Raw genomic sequence first — 16,593 nt, forward strand, 5'->3', positions numbered from 1 at the left:
TTGGACGATTTTGATGTTTTAGTTAAATCTATTACTTGCCTTTTTTCGCGCTTTCTTTGTGTATCTAACTCCTTGTTGACTTGTACCATTACATGAAATCTGTCCGCTACTACTTGAGCATTTGGCATCAATTTTTTTACTAGGGTTTTATAACCTGTCCACAAATCTATACTTACTTCTTCTATTTGTTCTAAGACCTCTGAACCCCATGAATTAAGGACTGGCTCGATTTCCGCTTGCGTTCTTCCGGCAATAATTGTAATTAATTTAGATGTTGATAAATCTATTAATACGGCACAGTAATTTCCTTGACCTTTAATTAACGCTATTTCATCAAGTCCTAGCTTTTTTAATCCTGATGGTTTTGACGATAATTCTTGTGAGGCATCTGACAAGATTCTTTCTATTTCTTCTGTTGTTACTACTCCTTGTTTTGCTACACTATGAATGTCACTTGATAAAACTGATTTGATGATTGTATCTGCTAGTCGTTTTGTATAAGTTCTTCGGTTGTTTACAAAGTCCAATTTTTCGCTAAATGGTTTGCCACATTTTTTACATTTAAACTGTCGTCTGTTTATTTCTAAGAATACTGGCTGTTCTCCCCACGATAAATCTTTTACTACGTATCGATGGTTTTGATGTAATCTATTACTTTTTGTCCCGCAATGATGACAATGACTTTCTTTCTGAATTGACTCTACCTGTAATATTATTCCAATTCCCGGTAGTTGACTCATTTGAACTACTTTAATTCCTTCTATATTTAGGAGTTCTGTTAGAACTTTAGTACCCTTTTTTGTGGTCATGATTGTAATTCGATCTCAAAAACTCTTGTGGCTATTTATAGTTAACAATTAAACAGGCATAAATGTCAAGCCTGACAAGGACTTGATTTACTTTTCTATATATTTGTTCAGATATTTTCACTGATTTAGCTATTGATTTAGCATAGTAAGTAAGGAAGAACCATAAAACTTATTCCTCAAAGATGATTGATCGGGATTTGAAGAGCTAGTTATATTTGATTTTTCGGACTTTGAAGATAAAGAACTGATTACATATTCTGGAACTGGTCTGTATTTAAGTGGATTTCCTTCGCCTTCTAAGATAGTCACCTCTGATAAAATAGAAGGTTGAGGAGATACCCATTCCCAGAAGTTGCGATAGTCATTGATTAGTTGCTGGTGATTAAGCTCTAAAGTCTCGAATGTTATAGAGATAGAAAGTTTTATTCCTTTTAAAACAATACCTTCTATCAAATAAATTTCCCTGCCAAAGGAATCTTTTAAAACTCCATCAATTTCAGCATTTATATCTCTAGCTTGAGCTTCAATGACTCGATAAATAATGGTTAAATCACAAACTTTTGAGCCGTGGATTTCACGATAGTAAATGGTATCATCATTTGTACGATCGCCTTCTGCTGCCTTTGCCAAAAGACTAGCTATGTTAGCTTGACACATGAAATCAGGGGCTACCACAGTTCGGTAGTCTATAAATTGATTGCGACTGACTAGAAATCGCCAAGATTGGATCTCACTCATATTACTTTTAATTCTGATGCAGGAAAACGATAAACCAGTTGGTTCTGAATTGAAACAAAACAGTTGATAGCGTGTGCTAATGCTGTTTCTTCGTCTGCCACTTTTTTTAGAGACTCTGCCTGTTCTCGCCTTAATTCCTCGGTTCTTCTTGCTGCAAAAGCAATTTTTTGTTGTGCAGGAGTTTCAGCCCATTCAATCAAAGTTTCAAGAGTCTTGCCTGGAAACTGATATTTGCGTGGCAAAAGTTCTTGCACGATCTTTAGTCCACCAGCAAACAGTTGTCCGATTAAGTCAAGGAAACCTATATTTGGCTTGACCTCGATAGGTGTTTCTAATTCAGATTTCCGCTTTCTAATCAGTTCTTCCATCATTACCTGAATCATGTCAGGCAGAATACAGGCTAGAGGAACCTCAACTTGGAATGGTTTAGGAAATTCACCAGTTTTTTCCATACTCCCATCAGGCTTAGCGATCGCAAATCCTTTACCGACTGCGCTAACTGGAATAAGCCGCACAGGTGAACCACCTTGATTTCTGAGTTTGACTAAATTTTTAAATTCATCAATCTCAAGCAACCGATCCCTAATTTGCTCTAGTGTGTAGTTTTGCTCAACAATATCCCACTTGCTAATTACAAAGTGAACGGGTTTAGGCGAGGGTTGCATTACATCAATCATATTACGCAGATCGTTGACTGCCCAAACCGTGCCAATTTTCTCTTTTCCCATCAAGGCGCAAAGTTTTTGACCGTCAAGTAATCCTAATAAAGCATCTGCCGCTTTAAACTTATTATCGTTAAACTCCGAATTTTCATCTTCCTCATCCATTTCCTCGTTAATTCTACCCCCTGCATAGTCAAGGTAGGTAAAACAACAAGCATCATAGATGGACAAATCGCTTGGATTTTGTACGCGACAAGTAAATGTCCATTCTGAAACCTCACTATATCTTGTACCTGCAGGCCACTTTTCATCAGCAGCGACTTGAGTATAAATATTGTTGAGTCGTTTGCGTTTTTCACCAGTATCAACTTGAAGAAAAAATCCTAACTCACTCTGTGTAGAGAGTTTTTTATACAAACTCGACAAAAATACAGTTTTCCCCGAACCGCTTGGTCCAAGCATGATAATTGAGTAGTTGTTCATGGATGATGTCTTGCCTATTGCTTTAGGAAACTAATCTCTACCTTTGGGATGGCACATAACTTATAATTGTCCCGCAGTTGCACTATAACACTCTTTCCGATCGACGGAGCCGGAACATCTGCGGTTTAACTCCGAACATTCTGAACAGCTTGTTGTCTGCTTTAATTCAAAAAATAAACCACCCGATCGCCCTGTCGGTGAGAAAAAGTGACATGATTTTGTAAACTTACGTAAATTACCTCGATGCAGTCCCCAGATTGGGTAAAAAACCCGGTTTCTTTGGTCTGAGTTACCCATGAATGACCAGAAACCGGGTTTGTAGGAAAATACTTCGTTGCAGTCCACAAATTCGGTAAAAACCCAGTTTCTTCGATCGCACTTGGTAAGTCCTGTAATCAATCGAACCCAAATGTAAAATCTTGTTACAAGTTACTTGACACCAGGAACTAAATCTCTATTATCACTGACTATAATTGAGTAAAAAATAATTTCTTAGGGGAAATTCCATGCAGAAACTAACTCGAATTTTATTCACTACAGCTTTAACTCTAAGTATTTTGTGTTCTCCCACAGCAGCTTTCGCCAAAGCTAAAATTCAGATAGCCATCCTTTTAGATTCTAGTAATAGCATGGATGGATTGATTGACCAGACTCGTACTCAACTTTGGCAAGTTGTTAATTTTTTAACTAAAGTAACCAAAGATGGCGAAGTGCCAGAGTTAGAAGTTGCTCTCTACCATTATGGTAACGACACTTTACCTTCTTCGGAAGGCTTTGTCAGATTATTAACTGGATTTACGCCTGAATTAGATTTAGTTTCCGAAAAGCTATTTAGTATCAAAACCAACGGCGGTCAAGAATATGCTGGCTGGGTAATTCGTTCAGCAATGCAAGAATTAAACTGGAGTAAAAATCCGGCAGATTTTCGCGTGATTTTTATTGCGGGTAATGAACCCTTCGATCAAGGCCCAATAGTTTGGAATCAATCTGTCAATCTCGCTGTCAAAGGAGATACCCTCGTTAATACAATCTACTGTGGTTCAGCCGAAAGTCAGGAGCGAAGACTTTGGGCATCAGGAGCCGAGTTAGCAAAAGGCAGTAGCTTCAACATCAATCAAAACCAACAAATTGTGGTAATTAAGTCCCCTTACGACGACGAAATTTCTACTTGGAATACTAAACTAAATCAAACCTACATTCCCTACGGTAGAGAAGGAAGAGTAGGACAACAACGTCAAGCAGTTGAAGATAGTAATGCTGGCAGCAATACGGTTTTGCGTAGTGCGTGCGTCCAAAGCTTCTGAATACTATGATAATGCTTCTTGGGACTTGATCGATGCTCTCGAAAACGGAACAGTTAAACTAGAGGCAATATCAGATGATAATTTACCACAAATCATGCGAGGAATGACGCTAACACAAAAAAGAGCATATGTAGCTGGAAAGAAAACCGAAAGAGAAGCGATTAAAAAGACGATACGCGAGTTATCTCAAAAGCGTACAGCATATATTGAACAACAGCGCCAATCTAGTACCAATAGTGGTGAAAATACTCTCGATCGCGTAATTATTCAGAGTCTCCGCCAGCAATTAGCCGCTAAAGGATTCAAGCTTCAGTAGTTCTTCGAGTCCCCTGTAAATCTGGGAAAAACCGATGACCGAATATCGATTAACACCCGCAAAGTACCACCACGTACAAGTAGTTGTTTCCCTTAACCGCGTTCACTCAGAAAGCTATAAAAACCCTGATGAAGCATTGACAAAACTGCTAGAACTTGGTTACACTCCTGAATTGCGTTATCAATGGAATCCAGAGCGAAACGAATTTGATTTATACGCCCTAATTCACGACTTGCCACTAGATGAATCGCTAATGACCGATGAAAAATCTCAGGAATTTTTCAAGCATTTCAAACACAGCCAAATATATTCGATCGGGTGCGGTAACGCTGACCCCGATTGGCTCTTTGCTTGGGGTTTTGATGACCCCCGCCGTCACGCCAAGCCCGAAGAAATTGAACCTTTACCAGCAGCTACAGCATTAGCTTAATGTAATAGTGTAGGTTGGGTTGAGGAACGAAACCCAACATCCAATTAATGAGTGTTGGGTTTTGCTATCGCTCAACCCAACCTACAGAATAAAAACATCACAATTGCAACTACTTCCCCGCAGGTAAAGACAACTGAGGCGAAGTTTTAGCATAGCTTCCATTATCGGGAATCGCTGCGGGTTCCTGGGAAAGCAAAAACTCGCGAATAACCCTAGCAACTGCTCTTTGAGCTAAACCGCCGACTACTTTCTGCCCCATGTTCTGCACTTCGGGTTTCACCAACAACTGCGGAAGTAGCTGCAATACTTTCATCCCGTCAAAACCGGGAGTTGATTGCAAAATATCCCAAATCCGTTTGATGTGTTCTAGATTGTTTTTTTCTGTTTGTGAAACCACAGGTTGATTTGCCTTGACTCCAAACCATTCGCCGACGACTGCTTTGGCGTTAGCAAAGGCGTTGCTCGAAAGTGTGTCGAGACTTTTGACTAATTCCAGGACAATACGATCGCGAATAAAATCTCCTCTTTCGGAAAATAAATACTCTAATGCTTGGTTCAGGATTTTGCTGACATCGTAATCATCGCTCTCGCGGGCATTTTTGAGCAAGTTTTCTAAGCGGTTCCAGCGGAATTCGCCTTGTTTGAACAGCAAGTCTTGCAGGGATGCTCTCAATTCCGGTGCGGGGTCGCTCAACAGCCGTTTTGCAACGTAAGGATAAGCTTTGCTCAACACTTTGAATTCGGGGTCAACGTTGATGGCAATCCCTTCTAAGGTGACGAGCGATCGAATAATCAAAGCATAGTAAGCTGGAACTCGGAAAGGATATTCGTACATCACCGCCGAAAGCTCGTCAGTAATGCTTTTGAAATTGAGTTCGGCAACGCTAGCACCCAAAGCATTGTTAAATACGCTAGCTAAGGCCGGAATAATTGGCGTCAAATCGGTATCGGGCGTTAAAAACTCTAACTTGACATAATCTTTTGCTAAACCTTCAAAGTCGCGGTTCACCAAATGCACTACAGCTTCCAACAAGCCGTATCGCTGATAAGGTTTAACTTCGCTCATCATCCCGAAATCGAGATAAGCCAACTGACCGTCAGGAGTTGCCAAAAGATTGCCGGGATGCGGGTCTGCGTGAAAGAAACCGTGTTCTAGCAGTTGTCTGAGAGAACACTGCACCCCCACTTCAATTAAGTAAGGAGCATCGATTCCTTGAGCCTTAACTGCTTCTAAATTAGTCAGTTTGACGCCGGTGATCCACTCCATTGTTAAGACGCGGCGGCGGGTATATTCCCAGTAGATGCTGGGAACGTAAATGTCTTTGATGTGGCCGTATAGTTGGGCAAACCGTTCGGCATTTTGACCTTCGTGGGTGTAGTCCATTTCTTCGTAAATGCGCTCGCCCAACTCGTCCATAATACTTGCGAGGTCGCTGCGAATTATTTTGAAGTTGTTTTGTGCCCAAACTGCAACGCGCCGCAGGATGTAGATATCTAAGCCGATGTTCTCGGCTAAACCCGGTCGCTGCACTTTGATTGCGACGGTTTCCCCGGTTTTGAGTTTGCCTTTGTAGACTTGTCCGAGAGATGCTGCTGCGATCGGATCTGGGCTGATTTCTGCGTAGATTTCTTTGGGGTGGGCGCCCAATTCTTCCTGTATAAATTGATATGCTACTTCGTTGGGAAACGCTGGCAATTGGTCTTGCAGCGTTGTTAGTTCTTCTAAATATGCGGGCGGTACTAAGTCAGGCCGTGTTGAGAGTGCTTGTCCGATTTTGATGAAAGCTGGGCCGAGTTGGGCCAGAATTTCTCGCAGTCGGACGGCGCGACGCTTTTGGTTGGCGGCGGTACGACCTGTTTTGCCGTCGAACCACACACTGAGGGCAAAGCTAAAAAATGTCCAAACAACGCTCGAAAGCCTTCCCCAGACTTGCAGGGGGCGATTTCGGTACAGGGCTGCGATCGCCGCGGGATCGTACCGAACAGCATCTCCGGCTAACTCGAAAGCTATGTCTCTGGCTGATTTGAGCCGATCGTCCGTTACGACCTCTGTCTCTAATGATACTGGTACTGCTTGCAGGGGAATTGTATTTGCATCTTGGAGATTGCCGAGTACAGCCTGAGTCCCTGAATTTACATAAGTTTGCGGGGAGGCTGGCGATACTGTCTTGACATTCATAAATCAGACCTAGTGTGAAGCATTGTAAATATATTGTAACAATTTAAGGAAGAAGACCCTTCTTCCTTCTTATATACTTACTCGCCGCTGGATTTTTTGAGTCGATCGCGAATCCCTGACAGTTGCAGTTGGTTGCTTACGGGCGATCGGGGTTGGGGCATTTCGGTATCGGGCCAGTTCGGTAAGTCGTTACAGGGACAGAACTCCGGGGGCATTCCGGTTTGTTGGAACACTACGGGCATAGCGCAGCGCGCGCAGGGACTGATTTCCCATGCTGGTGTCAGCAGTTGGGCAATTGTTTCGTTTGTGCCTTGCAGGTAGCAGTCTCCGCTGTCGGGGGAAATGATTTTTTGCCAGCAGTCTTCAAATTCGCTGCTGTAGCGATCGCCCGCAATTACCGATTGGGGCAGCAGCGCTTCGGAACCGTTGCGAATTAATACTTTTTTGCCTAACTGAAACCAGTAAGCAATGTATTTTCTCACTTCACTTTCTGATGCCATAATTTTTAGTCAACCCTTCAACTAATTGATGATTTTAGACTTTCAATTTGAAATTCGCCCTCTTTCTTAAGAGGCATTTTATCTTTTACATTATTTCAAAATTTGGCTATTACTCATGTCAAATTGTTGTGCGGTTTGCCCTCGGGAGTATGTTTTTTGACTAATTTATGTGAGTCTTTAGTTTTCAATCTTATTTAGAATTATACCTGATTTTCAGTTAAAATTGTCGATCGGGAAACCGATATTTTTTCTCCCTTGTCAATTGCGACTCCGGCTGTTAATTTTTCAAGGGGGGCAGCGGCGTACCCAAAGCGCTCAGATCCAAGGCGTAACCTGCGGTGGCGAGATAAACGGTATCGGCGATCGCCCCGATGTGGCGGACGAGAGTGCCGAGGCGATCGCGAAACAGCCGCCCCGCCGGATAAGCAGGTACTACTCCCCATCCGGTTTCTTCCCCTACCAAAATTAGATCGGCCGCCGCCGACTTCAAACTAGCGAGCAAATCTTGCTGCGTAGTCGCCCAAACTGCCGCTTCTTGTTCCAAAAGATTCGCCGCCCAAGTTCCCAGAGAATCAATCAACAAGCAATCTGAGGGCTTGCTTGCCCGCACAACTGGCGATAATTCGATCGGCACTTCTAGAGTTGTCCAATCAACTCGACGGCGATTTCGGTGCTGTTCGAGGCGACGAAGCCACTCCAAATCCGTTTCATCAACCCGACCGGTAGCCACATAGATTACTTGTTTTCCCGAACCCGCAGCCAGAGTTTCGGCCCATTCACTTTTGCCGCTTCGGGCCGGCCCAGTTACTAAGATTATTTTAGTCATTTGTGATTTGTGATTTGTTATTTGTGATTTGTGATTTGTTATTTGTTATTTGTGATTTGTTATTTGTTTGATTGCCAATGATTTTTAAGCGATAATAGCATTGTTGAGACAATATCACAGTAAGTCGATCGAGAACCGCAGTATTTCCCAAGCTGTTATTTATGCCAGACCCTCAGATATCAGCGATTATTTGCACCCACAATCGCGCCGCCTATTTAGGTGGGGCGATCGACAGCTTGCTGGTACAGGATTTTCCCGACAACTTTGAAGTAGTAGTAGTGGATAACGCTTCTAGCGATTATGCCAGCCCCGAAAGTTCCACTTCGCGCACCCGCGAGGTGGTAGAAGCAAGACTGGGCGATCGGCGTCTCAAGTACGTCTGGGAACCCGAAATCGGTCTGTCAGTAGCCCGGAACACCGGCGCTAAGCAAGCTCGCAGCGAAATATTGGCTTATCTCGACGACGACGCTGTTGCTGAGCCGAATTGGCTCAGGGTGCTGCACAGCGCTTATCAAAGCAATCAAAAACTCGCCGTAGCTGGTGGCAAAGTCAATTTGCTCTGGCCTTGTGGAGTCAGCCCGCCCGAATGGCTGTCAGCGGGATTGGCCCAGAACTTGGGAGCATACGATTTAGGCGATACTTGCCTGTACGTGACTGCTGCCGGTTTGACTCCCAGGGGTGTAAACTACTCGATCCGGCGCGCTTTTCTCGAACAAATTGACGGCTTTGATGTCAAACTCGGTAGAGTCGGCAAAAAGTTGCTGTCAAATGAAGAATTGCGCGCCACAGAATTAGCATTAGAGCTAGGTTGGCAAGTAATTTATCTACCGGAGGCCCTGGTGCTGCACAATGTCGCAGCAGAAAGGCTCAACAAAGCTTGGTTTCTAGAGCGCGGGTGGTGGCAAGGCATCAGCGAGTGTTATCGGGAACAATTGTCCGATCGAGCCGGTATTGCTCAGCTTTGGCGGGGGGGTGAAAGAATATTGAGGGGTGTCTACAAGTCTTTTAAATACATTAGAGATCCAGGGCTGCGCTTTGAAAATTTCGTTTTTGCTTGGGGTCAAATCGGTTATTTGAGTGCAGCCGTCCGCGGCATGATTTTTGCACCGAAATCGACCAGCAGGCATTAGGCTATAGGCAATATCCCTCGCTGCTCAAGTCGTCGGCGCGGCTGTGCCGATCGCACTTCATCCACCAAAACTCGACCGCATTCAGGTTCAAGCACTCGATTATGACATCTAGTTCATCCAAGATTCCGGTTTCAGTTCTCATTCCGGCAAAAGACGAAGAACTTAATCTACCTGCGTGTCTGGCCAGCATTGCCAGGGCGGATGAAGTTTTCATGGTTGATTCCCAAAGCAGCGATCGCACGGTAGAAATTGCCATCAGCAGCGGCGCAAAAGTAGTGCAATTCTACTTCGACAACCGCTGGCCGAAAAAGAAAAATTGGTCTTTGGACAATCTGCCCTTTCGCAACGAATGGGTATTAATTGTCGATTGCGACGAGCGCATTCCCCCGGAACTTTGGGACGAAATCGCGCGGGCGATCGAAGACCCCAATTTTGACGGCTACTACCTCAACCGCAAAGTCTTATTTTTAGGTCAGTGGCTGCGTTACGGCGGCCGATATCCCGACTGGAATTTGCGTTTGTTCAAGCATCAAAAAGGCCGTTACGAAAATCTCGGCACTGAATCCGTCCCCAATACTGGCGACAACGAAGTTCACGAACACGTCATTTTAGCCGGTCAAGTCGGCTACTTAAAAAATGACATGATCCACGAGGATTACCGCGATTTATTTCACTGGATAGAACGGCACAACCGCTATTCTAATTGGGAAGCTCGCGTGTATTACAATATTATTGAAGGGCGCGACGACAGCGGTACTATTGGCGCTAACTTATTTGGAGATGCCGTACAGCGGAAACGATTTCTCAAAAAAGTTTGGGTGTGGCTGCCTTTTAAACCAATGCTCAGATTTATTTTATTTTACTTCATTCAGTTAGGCTTTTTGGATGGAAAAGCTGGCTATATTTATGCAAGGTTATTAAGTCAATATGAGTATCAAATTAATGCTAAACTTTACGAATTGCGCTGCTGCGGCGGTCAGTTGAATGTGGCAGAATCTGAGCCTACTTTGTCGCCGCCAGTAGTTATAAGTCAAGAGACTGAAGTTAAATCGCCGTGAGAGTTATTCGGCGGTTGAAACCGCTCCTTGTCAAACGAAGTCTGCCTCCGCAGACTAAGAAATAAACGGAATATTTAAGCGGAATTTGGTATTAGTCCGCGAAGGCGGACATTGTTTGTGTAGCTGCGGTTTCAACCGCCGGGTTTCTTCGTTTGTTTAAACGCGGTTTCAACCGCCGGGTTTCTTCGTTTGTGTAAACGCAATTTCAACCGCCGGGTTTATTCATTTGTGTAAACGCAATTTCAACCGCCGGGTTTATTCGTTTGTGTAAACGCAATTTCAACCGCCGGGTTTCTTCGTTTGTGTCAACGTGGTTTCAACCGCCTGATGACAAAGGCCATAACTACCTCGCATCGCCAATTAAAATAAACGGCGACCAATAAAAAGGATGGCGGCTAATTTGACTCAACTTAGCTTGCCGCAAAGCTTCATTTTTACTCATCCCTTATTTTAGGCAACTTTGCCAGTGTTGTTGGCTTGTTTAGTATCGCTTTGTTTTTCACGGGCGGGATTTATCGCTGGTCTTATTTTTACTGCTTTCAGCTAAATGTAATTACCCTCGATTTACCAGTAGAATCGTTTTTTATAGTACCGCTTCAGGTATTTTTAGGTGATGGCCAGACGATCGTCAAAAGTGCGATCGCCCTTCTGCTCACATCCCTAGCAATTTACCTCACTTTGTGGCCGATCAACAGTATCAACAAGACAGTTGCTGCTAAAATCAATAGCATAATTACAGGGTGGATTTCCTATCTTTACGGCAGAAGATTCAGGTGGCTTTACCGCATCCTGAACTCTTGGCAACAATTTAATGTCAATCGATTGAACTCAATAAGATTGCTGCGATTGCTCGTTGACGAAATTATCATCGTCGGTTGGGTATTGCTAGTCTTATTCTGGTCAGCATACCACCAAGGTATTGCCGATGCCCGACGCGATGTCGGCGAAAATTCGTCTTTACCCGCCGTTGCCTTAATCGCCAAGCAAGACAACATTGCTTTACGCAGAAAACTCGACGATCCAACACTCCGATTAGCCCCCAAAGGATTTAAGGCGATCGGCGATGCGGGTCTATTTGCAGATTTGAGCAAAAGAGATTATACTGATATTAATAATCCCAAAGAACCTAGAGTTTGGCGGTTGCTTTTGGAGAGAGGGAACTGGATTTATCTGTTTCCGGCTTTAACAAAAGAACAGCAAACAGACCCTCAAGATCGCCCGCCAGTGATGGCTATTCAATAAAGTCAATCCGGCGATCAATTGTTAATTGTAAGTCCCGAACCTTCTCAACCCTCTAAATAAATTTGGGGCTGGTTGATTGGATGCCAAAATAGTTTCGATCCCCCCTAACCCCCCTTCTTAAGCAGGGTGGTTTTATTGTGGGGAGAAGAAATCTGAAACGACAGAAAGCACCGCTCAAAGCTCGCGTCTGGGACGCAAGTGTTATATTAATAAAGGTACGTAGTTGGGCTTTAGCCCTCTTTATATATACGTCTAAAGAGGGCTAAAGCCCAATTACGTACCTATTTCTAGGATGACAATTAATCCACCCTGCCTAACCCCCCTTCTTAAGGGGGGGACAAGAGCATTCAAAGTCAACCCCTACTCCCCTTAAGAAGGGGGATTTAGGGGGATCGAAACTTAACAACAAGTGAGAGATACAAAGTTCCCCTTAAAAAGATGGGATTTGTGTTTATTGATTAGGTGCGATCGCACATCACAACTTCAAACACACCCCCTGGAATAAACCGACACAACGCCCTCCGCCGATCGTCCGCATCCTGGCGGTTGACAAAACGCGCGATCGTATAATGCTCAGCATTCGGTAAAATTCGGACGATCGCCCAAGAAGTGCGATCGCCCTCCTTTGACTTTTCAGGTGTTTTCGATCGCGAATTTGAGTTGAGTTCGATCGCGGGGCGATCGGCGATCGTCGGAGAATTGGCTTTTCTCAGAGTGTTGAGGTAGCGGGCGATCGCACTTCCGTTCAGATTCGCCCCCACGCGCAAAATCAGAAACACCGCAAAGCTTTCGATCTCTGGCCCAGTCATGCGCGCGCGATCGGCCTCAAAATCCTCATCCGAGTAGCTGCGGATGCGCGACAGCAGTTGCGTGATGCCAAAATCATCTAAAGCTTGTTGATAGCCGCGGTGATATTCCTTCCCGTCGCTCACAGGCTTTACCATAGTAATTGTCTCCTTTTATTTGGATTGTCTCCTTGTATTTGGGGAAGCATCAGCCAGCGCGGGCCCTGCAAAAGTTCAGCGCTGGCTTTTGACTCTCTAAGATTTTATCCATATATGCCGCACCAGTCAAGCATATATGCTCCATATTTACATAATGGTCTAGATACAGCACAATCTGCACGCGCTATCGGCGCATAGTGCTGTGCAAAAGCAGCATTGTGCTGCATATTCGACAAAATTGTTTACAATACTGGACAATGACGATCGCCCTAAATAAAAAAATACTCAATTTCTAATGGCTAAACGTGTATCAACCTCCTTAGCAGATGGAATTTATGACCTACTTCAAGAGTGGGCAAATGAGGAACGCCGTTCAATCAGCGGCTTGTCAGCATTCATTTTGGAACAAGCTGTCAGAGAACGTCAAAAACAAGTACAAAAACAGTCCCCGCCATCGGATCAGAAACAAAATAAAAGTTGAACCGGGTTAGCTATGAAATTTATCGGCATAGACTTAGGTTGGAGTTCAGGAGCAAGCGGATTGTGCTGCTTAAACTGGGAAAACGATCGACTGCAATTAATAGAGTGCGATCGCCAACAATCCCTGAACGACATCCTCACCTGGATCGATACCCAAGTCTCCCCAACCGAAAGTGCGATCGTCGCCGTAGACGCCCCCACAATCATCGCCAACCCAACCGGAATGCGCGCGGCAGACAAACTCACCCACAAACACTTCGGGCGCTACCACGCAGGCTGCTATCCCGCCAATCTTTCCCGCCCCTTCGCCCAAAAAACAATCGAATTCGGCCTCAGTTTAGAAGCCAGAGGATTTGTCCACGCACCGATAATAGAATCTCAAAAACTAGGCAGATATCAAATAGAAGTCTATCCCCATCCAGCCACAATAAACTTATTTAAATTAGACAAAATCATCAAATACAAAAAAGGAAAACTGGCAGAACGTCAACTAGAATTGATGAAGCTCTGCCAGTACATTTTAGATATTTTACCGAGCCTTGAACCCTCTCTAAATCTGTCTTGTGGCACAGGCATCTTGCCTGTGAGCTGTGGCACAGGCATCTTGCCTGCGAGCTGTGGCACAGGCATCTTGCCTGCGAGCGGTTCAAACCTCCCCGAAATGCCCACCAGCACCGCCACCCTCAAAGCCTTAGAAGACAAGCTAGATGCCTTGCTGTGCGCTTATATCGGCGCGCACTGGTGGTACTGGGGAATCGAGCGAAATTTAGTTTTGGGCGATCGCACAACCGGCTACATCGTCATTCCCCAAGCAAGATAACAAGAGAGGAAGAATGACAGAATAGGGCATGACAACAGTCAACCGTCAACAGTCAACCGTCAACAGTCAACCGTCAACTGTCAACAGTCAACTGTCAACTGTCAACTGACTAATGTGCCCAGAGAATCACGCCAGCTTCATAAGGACTGCTGAGATTGTCGTGCTTCGGCAAAACTCGCAACGACAAACCTTGCAAGCCGCTAGAAGTATAAGTAATGTCAGCCGTATAAAGGCTAGTATTGTGAGAATCTTCTCCCAAATACTCCATTACCACCGGCACGCCACCGATGATATTTCCGTTAGCATCAACCGAACCTTGATAAAGTTCGACTTGCACGTCCGCAGGCGTCAATCCCATCAGATTAATCCGAGATTTAACAGCGATCGACTGATTGACCTTAACTTCCTTATCCTGGGAAATATCAACAGCCTCAATCTTAATATCGTTCCACTTCGCGAGAACGTGCTTCTTCCAGTGAGACAAATCCTTCGCCGCAGCGCAATTATCCGAAGTCATCGTGTGGAAGCGATCGCTCACCGGGAAATATGCCCGCCGCGCGTAATCCTTCACCATCCGAGCAGTATTGAACAAAGGACAATTCAAGCGAATAGAATCCTTCATTTTCGCCGTCCAACCCCGGGGAATGCCGTCAGTATCCCGATTGTAAAACAGCGGTACAACTTCCTTTTCCATCAAGTCGTACAAAGCATTCGCCTCGACCTCATCCTGATACTTAGTATCTTCGTAAAACTCCCCATGTCCGATCGGCCAACCGGTACGAACATAATCAGCCTCATCCCACCAGCCGTCGAGGATGCTCAGATTCGGCAAACCGTTCATCGAAGCCTTCATCCCGGAAGTACCCGAAGCCTCCCGGGGGCGGCGCGGCGTATTCAGCCACACATCGCACCCCGACACCATCATCCGAGCGACGTTAATGTCGTAGTTCGGCAGAAACACCATCGAACTCATCGTCTCGTGCTCGCGGATGAAGTGAACGATATCTCGAATCAATTCCTTACCCGGAATATCCATCGGGTGAGCTTTCCCAGCAATCACAAACTGCACGGGGCGGTTTTTGTCCCGCATGATCCGCATAATTCGATCGACATCGCGCAAAAATAGCGTCGCCCGCTTGTAAGTAGCAAAGCGGCGGGCAAACCCGATCGTCAGCACCTTGGGATTGAGAGCCTCGCGCGCGTTTTCGATTTCCGTTTGGGCCGCACCGCGCTCGCGCAAAGTCTTTTGCAGCCACTCCCGCGCGAACACCACCAACTCCGACCGGCAGCGTTCGTGATTGCGCCACAGTTCCTCATCAGGAATCGACGAAAGCCTGTCCCACAGACGATCGTCCTTGCCGGTCATTTCCCAGTCCGGGCCGAGGTATCGATCGTACAGTTCCTGAGTAGACTTCGCCACACAACTGCGAGCGTGCACCCCGTTGGTAATCGAAGTAATCGGCACTTCTTCCTGCGGTAAACCCGGCCACAACCCCTGAAACATCGGGCGCGACACCACACCGTGCAAAGCCGCCACCCCGTTGACAAAACTCGACATTTTAATAGCCAAAATTGCCATATTCAGAGGTGCGGACAAATCGCCAGTATTCTCCCTGCCCAATCCCAAAAACTCATCTTGCGACAAGCCAAACATTTTGGGATACCGATCGAGATAGTGCATCACCATATCCGGCTCGAACAAGTCAAACCCAGCAGGCACCGGCGTGTGAGTCGTAAACATACTGCTCGACACCACCACCTGTTCCGCTTCCACGAAACTCAGGTGATATTCTTCCATCAGCATCCGAATTCGTTCCAAAGCCATGAAAGCTGCGTGGCCTTCATTCATGTGATAAGCCGTAACTGTCAGCCCCAGGGCCTTGAGCATTTTCACGCCGCCGATGCCCAGCATGATTTCTTGGTGCATCCGCAGAGTTTTGTCACCGCCGTACAGTTGGTCGCTAATATCTTGGTCGTAGCGGCTGTTAGGTTCAATATTTGTATCCATTAGGTACAAAGGAACCGTTCCCACTTGTACTCGCCAAATCCGGGCGTACACCTTGCGGCCGGGATAGTCCACCTCAATCCGCAATTCCGAACCGTCGGGATTGCGTTCTGGGTGCAGCGGCATATTGTAGAAATCGTTGAGCGGATAGCGTTCTTGCTGCCAGCCGTCGGCGTTGAGATACTGCGAAAAATAGCCTTCTTGGTAAAGCAGGCCGACACCGACTAAGGGCAAGCCCAAATCGCTAGCTGATTTGAGGTGGTCGCCTGCGAGTACGCCCAAACCGCCGGAATAGATTGGTAGGGCTTTAACTAAGCCGAATTCCATCGAAAAGTAAGCGTAGCATTCTTGCTGCTCTGTACCGCGCTGTTTGCGGTACCAGGCGCGATTTTTGAGATAATCGTCTAATTGTTGGGCTGCTCGGTTCATTTGGGCAATGAAGCCTTCGTCTTCTGCCATTTCTTGCAGTCGCTCTTGAGATATGGTTCCGAGCATCAGCACCGGGTTTTGGTTGCTGGAGTCCCAGAGGTCTCGATCGAGGCGGCGGAAAAGGTCTTTGGTATCAACGTTCCAATCCCAGTGCAAGTTGTAGGCAAGCTGGCGCAGGGGTTCGAGAATTGCCGGTAGCGACGGGGAAACGTTAAATGTGCGAATTGGCTGCATAGAC

At 45.6% G+C, this 16,593-nt stretch carries 17 protein-coding genes; 8 read left to right on the plus strand and 9 right to left on the minus strand.

Annotated features, from left to right (window positions below; all coding sequences use genetic code 11):
- From QUA56_RS20140 to QUA56_RS20150, 3 genes are all read right to left on the minus strand, one after another.
- Positions 1–809, minus strand: an 809-nt coding sequence (locus tag QUA56_RS20140) for an ISL3 family transposase (RefSeq protein ID WP_333360782.1), incomplete at its 3' end; no start/stop codon positions are given.
- Positions 810–938: 129 nt separating this feature from the next.
- Entirely contained in the window at positions 939–1,547 is a 609-nt protein-coding gene (locus tag QUA56_RS20145) for a hypothetical protein (protein ID WP_333360784.1), read from the minus strand.
- The gene (locus tag QUA56_RS20150) at positions 1,544–2,692 is read right to left on the minus strand and encodes a hypothetical protein (protein ID WP_333360786.1); all 1,149 of its coding nucleotides are present in this window, start codon (positions 2,690–2,692) and stop codon (positions 1,544–1,546) included. Before QUA56_RS20150 ends, QUA56_RS20145 begins: the two co-directional genes overlap by 4 nt.
- 506 nt (positions 2,693–3,198) lie before the next feature.
- Between QUA56_RS20150 and QUA56_RS20155 the strand changes: the two genes are divergently transcribed.
- From QUA56_RS20155 to QUA56_RS20165, 3 genes are read left to right on the plus strand one after another with little or no spacing between them, the layout of a single operon-like run.
- On the plus strand, positions 3,199–3,996 hold the full coding sequence (locus tag QUA56_RS20155) for a hypothetical protein (protein WP_333360788.1): 798 nt from the start codon (positions 3,199–3,201) through the stop codon (positions 3,994–3,996).
- Positions 3,947–4,312 carry a hypothetical protein gene (locus QUA56_RS20160; RefSeq protein ID WP_333360790.1) on the plus strand — a complete coding sequence of 122 codons (366 nt, stop codon included), beginning with the start codon at positions 3,947–3,949 and terminating at the stop codon, positions 4,310–4,312. The genes QUA56_RS20155 and QUA56_RS20160 overlap by 50 nt, the downstream gene beginning before the upstream one ends.
- Before the next feature lie 34 nt (positions 4,313–4,346).
- Positions 4,347–4,742, plus strand: a complete 396-nt coding sequence (locus tag QUA56_RS20165; RefSeq protein ID WP_333360792.1) for a hypothetical protein — start codon at positions 4,347–4,349, stop codon at positions 4,740–4,742.
- Between the two features lie 109 nt (positions 4,743–4,851).
- Here QUA56_RS20165 and QUA56_RS20170 read toward each other — a convergent pair whose 3' ends face one another.
- From QUA56_RS20170 to cobU, 3 genes are all read right to left on the minus strand, one after another.
- The gene (locus tag QUA56_RS20170; protein ID WP_333360794.1) at positions 4,852–6,921 is read right to left on the minus strand and encodes an AarF/ABC1/UbiB kinase family protein; all 2,070 of its coding nucleotides are present in this window, start codon (positions 6,919–6,921) and stop codon (positions 4,852–4,854) included.
- A gap of 77 nt (positions 6,922–6,998) precedes the next feature.
- Positions 6,999–7,421, minus strand: a complete 423-nt coding sequence (locus tag QUA56_RS20175) for a hypothetical protein (RefSeq protein WP_333360796.1) — start codon at positions 7,419–7,421, stop codon at positions 6,999–7,001.
- Between the two features lie 277 nt (positions 7,422–7,698).
- Entirely contained in the window at positions 7,699–8,247 is a 549-nt protein-coding gene (gene cobU, locus QUA56_RS20180; protein WP_333360799.1) for a bifunctional adenosylcobinamide kinase/adenosylcobinamide-phosphate guanylyltransferase, read from the minus strand.
- A 161-nt stretch (positions 8,248–8,408) separates the two neighbouring features.
- Here cobU and QUA56_RS20185 point away from each other — a divergent pair, with 161 nt between their 5' ends.
- The gene (locus QUA56_RS20185; RefSeq protein WP_333360801.1) at positions 8,409–9,377 is read left to right on the plus strand and encodes a glycosyltransferase family 2 protein; all 969 of its coding nucleotides are present in this window, start codon (positions 8,409–8,411) and stop codon (positions 9,375–9,377) included.
- A gap of 1 nt (position 9,378) precedes the next feature.
- Here the strand turns inward: QUA56_RS20185 and QUA56_RS20190 are convergent, their stop codons facing one another.
- On the minus strand, positions 9,379–9,591 hold the full coding sequence (locus QUA56_RS20190) for a hypothetical protein (protein WP_223300923.1): 213 nt from the start codon (positions 9,589–9,591) through the stop codon (positions 9,379–9,381).
- On the opposite strand from QUA56_RS20190, the gene QUA56_RS20195 reads away from it, so the two are divergent.
- Both QUA56_RS20195 and QUA56_RS20200 read left to right on the plus strand, forming a co-directional pair.
- The gene (locus tag QUA56_RS20195) at positions 9,518–10,435 is read left to right on the plus strand and encodes a glycosyltransferase family 2 protein (RefSeq protein WP_333360889.1); all 918 of its coding nucleotides are present in this window, start codon (positions 9,518–9,520) and stop codon (positions 10,433–10,435) included. The genes QUA56_RS20190 and QUA56_RS20195 overlap by 74 nt on opposite strands.
- A gap of 477 nt (positions 10,436–10,912) precedes the next feature.
- Complete coding sequence (locus QUA56_RS20200; RefSeq protein ID WP_333360803.1) at positions 10,913–11,677, plus strand: hypothetical protein; 765 nt, start codon at positions 10,913–10,915, stop codon at positions 11,675–11,677.
- Positions 11,678–12,135: 458 nt separating this feature from the next.
- On the opposite strand, the gene QUA56_RS20205 is transcribed toward QUA56_RS20200, so the two are convergent.
- On the minus strand, positions 12,136–12,621 hold the full coding sequence (locus tag QUA56_RS20205; protein ID WP_333360805.1) for a hypothetical protein: 486 nt from the start codon (positions 12,619–12,621) through the stop codon (positions 12,136–12,138).
- 295 nt (positions 12,622–12,916) lie between these two features.
- On the opposite strand from QUA56_RS20205, the gene QUA56_RS20210 reads away from it, so the two are divergent.
- Together QUA56_RS20210 and QUA56_RS20215 are read left to right on the plus strand one after the other, a co-directional pair.
- Entirely contained in the window at positions 12,917–13,102 is a 186-nt protein-coding gene (locus tag QUA56_RS20210) for a ribbon-helix-helix domain-containing protein (RefSeq protein WP_333360807.1), read from the plus strand.
- A 12-nt stretch (positions 13,103–13,114) separates the two neighbouring features.
- Positions 13,115–13,921 (plus strand): DUF429 domain-containing protein, encoded by an 807-nt coding sequence (locus QUA56_RS20215; protein ID WP_333360809.1) that lies wholly within the window; start codon positions 13,115–13,117, stop codon positions 13,919–13,921.
- 109 nt (positions 13,922–14,030) lie between these two features.
- On the opposite strand, the gene glgP is transcribed toward QUA56_RS20215, so the two are convergent.
- Complete coding sequence (glgP, locus tag QUA56_RS20220; RefSeq protein ID WP_333360811.1) at positions 14,031–16,589, minus strand: alpha-glucan family phosphorylase; 2,559 nt, start codon at positions 16,587–16,589, stop codon at positions 14,031–14,033.
- Positions 16,590–16,593: the final 4 nt, after the last annotated feature.

Source organism: Microcoleus sp. N3A4 (genome assembly GCF_036701805.1).
Taxonomy (GTDB): domain Bacteria; phylum Cyanobacteriota; class Cyanobacteriia; order Cyanobacteriales; family Microcoleaceae; genus Microcoleus.

Bases quoted from the DNA above. Each gene is read 5' to 3' on its own strand.
- glgP (WP_333360811.1), bottom strand. From the start codon at position 16,589: ATGCAGCCAATTCGCACATTTAACGTTTCCCCGTCGCTACCGGCAATT.
- QUA56_RS20160 (WP_333360790.1), top strand. From the start codon at position 3,947: ATGCTGGCAGCAATACGGTTTTGCGTAGTGCGTGCGTCCAAAGCTTCT.
- QUA56_RS20190 (WP_223300923.1), bottom strand. From the start codon at position 9,591: ATGAAAACTTCATCCGCCCTGGCAATGCTGGCCAGACACGCAGGTAGA.
- QUA56_RS20150 (WP_333360786.1), bottom strand. From the start codon at position 2,692: ATGAACAACTACTCAATTATCATGCTTGGACCAAGCGGTTCGGGGAAA.
- QUA56_RS20205 (WP_333360805.1), bottom strand. From the start codon at position 12,621: ATGGTAAAGCCTGTGAGCGACGGGAAGGAATATCACCGCGGCTATCAA.
- QUA56_RS20185 (WP_333360801.1), top strand. From the start codon at position 8,409: ATGCCAGACCCTCAGATATCAGCGATTATTTGCACCCACAATCGCGCC.
- QUA56_RS20175 (WP_333360796.1), bottom strand. From the start codon at position 7,421: ATGGCATCAGAAAGTGAAGTGAGAAAATACATTGCTTACTGGTTTCAG.
- cobU (WP_333360799.1), bottom strand. From the start codon at position 8,247: ATGACTAAAATAATCTTAGTAACTGGGCCGGCCCGAAGCGGCAAAAGT.
- QUA56_RS20145 (WP_333360784.1), bottom strand. From the start codon at position 1,547: ATGAGTGAGATCCAATCTTGGCGATTTCTAGTCAGTCGCAATCAATTT.
- QUA56_RS20170 (WP_333360794.1), bottom strand. From the start codon at position 6,921: ATGAATGTCAAGACAGTATCGCCAGCCTCCCCGCAAACTTATGTAAAT.
- QUA56_RS20210 (WP_333360807.1), top strand. From the start codon at position 12,917: ATGGCTAAACGTGTATCAACCTCCTTAGCAGATGGAATTTATGACCTA.
- QUA56_RS20165 (WP_333360792.1), top strand. From the start codon at position 4,347: ATGACCGAATATCGATTAACACCCGCAAAGTACCACCACGTACAAGTA.
- QUA56_RS20155 (WP_333360788.1), top strand. From the start codon at position 3,199: ATGCAGAAACTAACTCGAATTTTATTCACTACAGCTTTAACTCTAAGT.
- QUA56_RS20215 (WP_333360809.1), top strand. From the start codon at position 13,115: ATGAAATTTATCGGCATAGACTTAGGTTGGAGTTCAGGAGCAAGCGGA.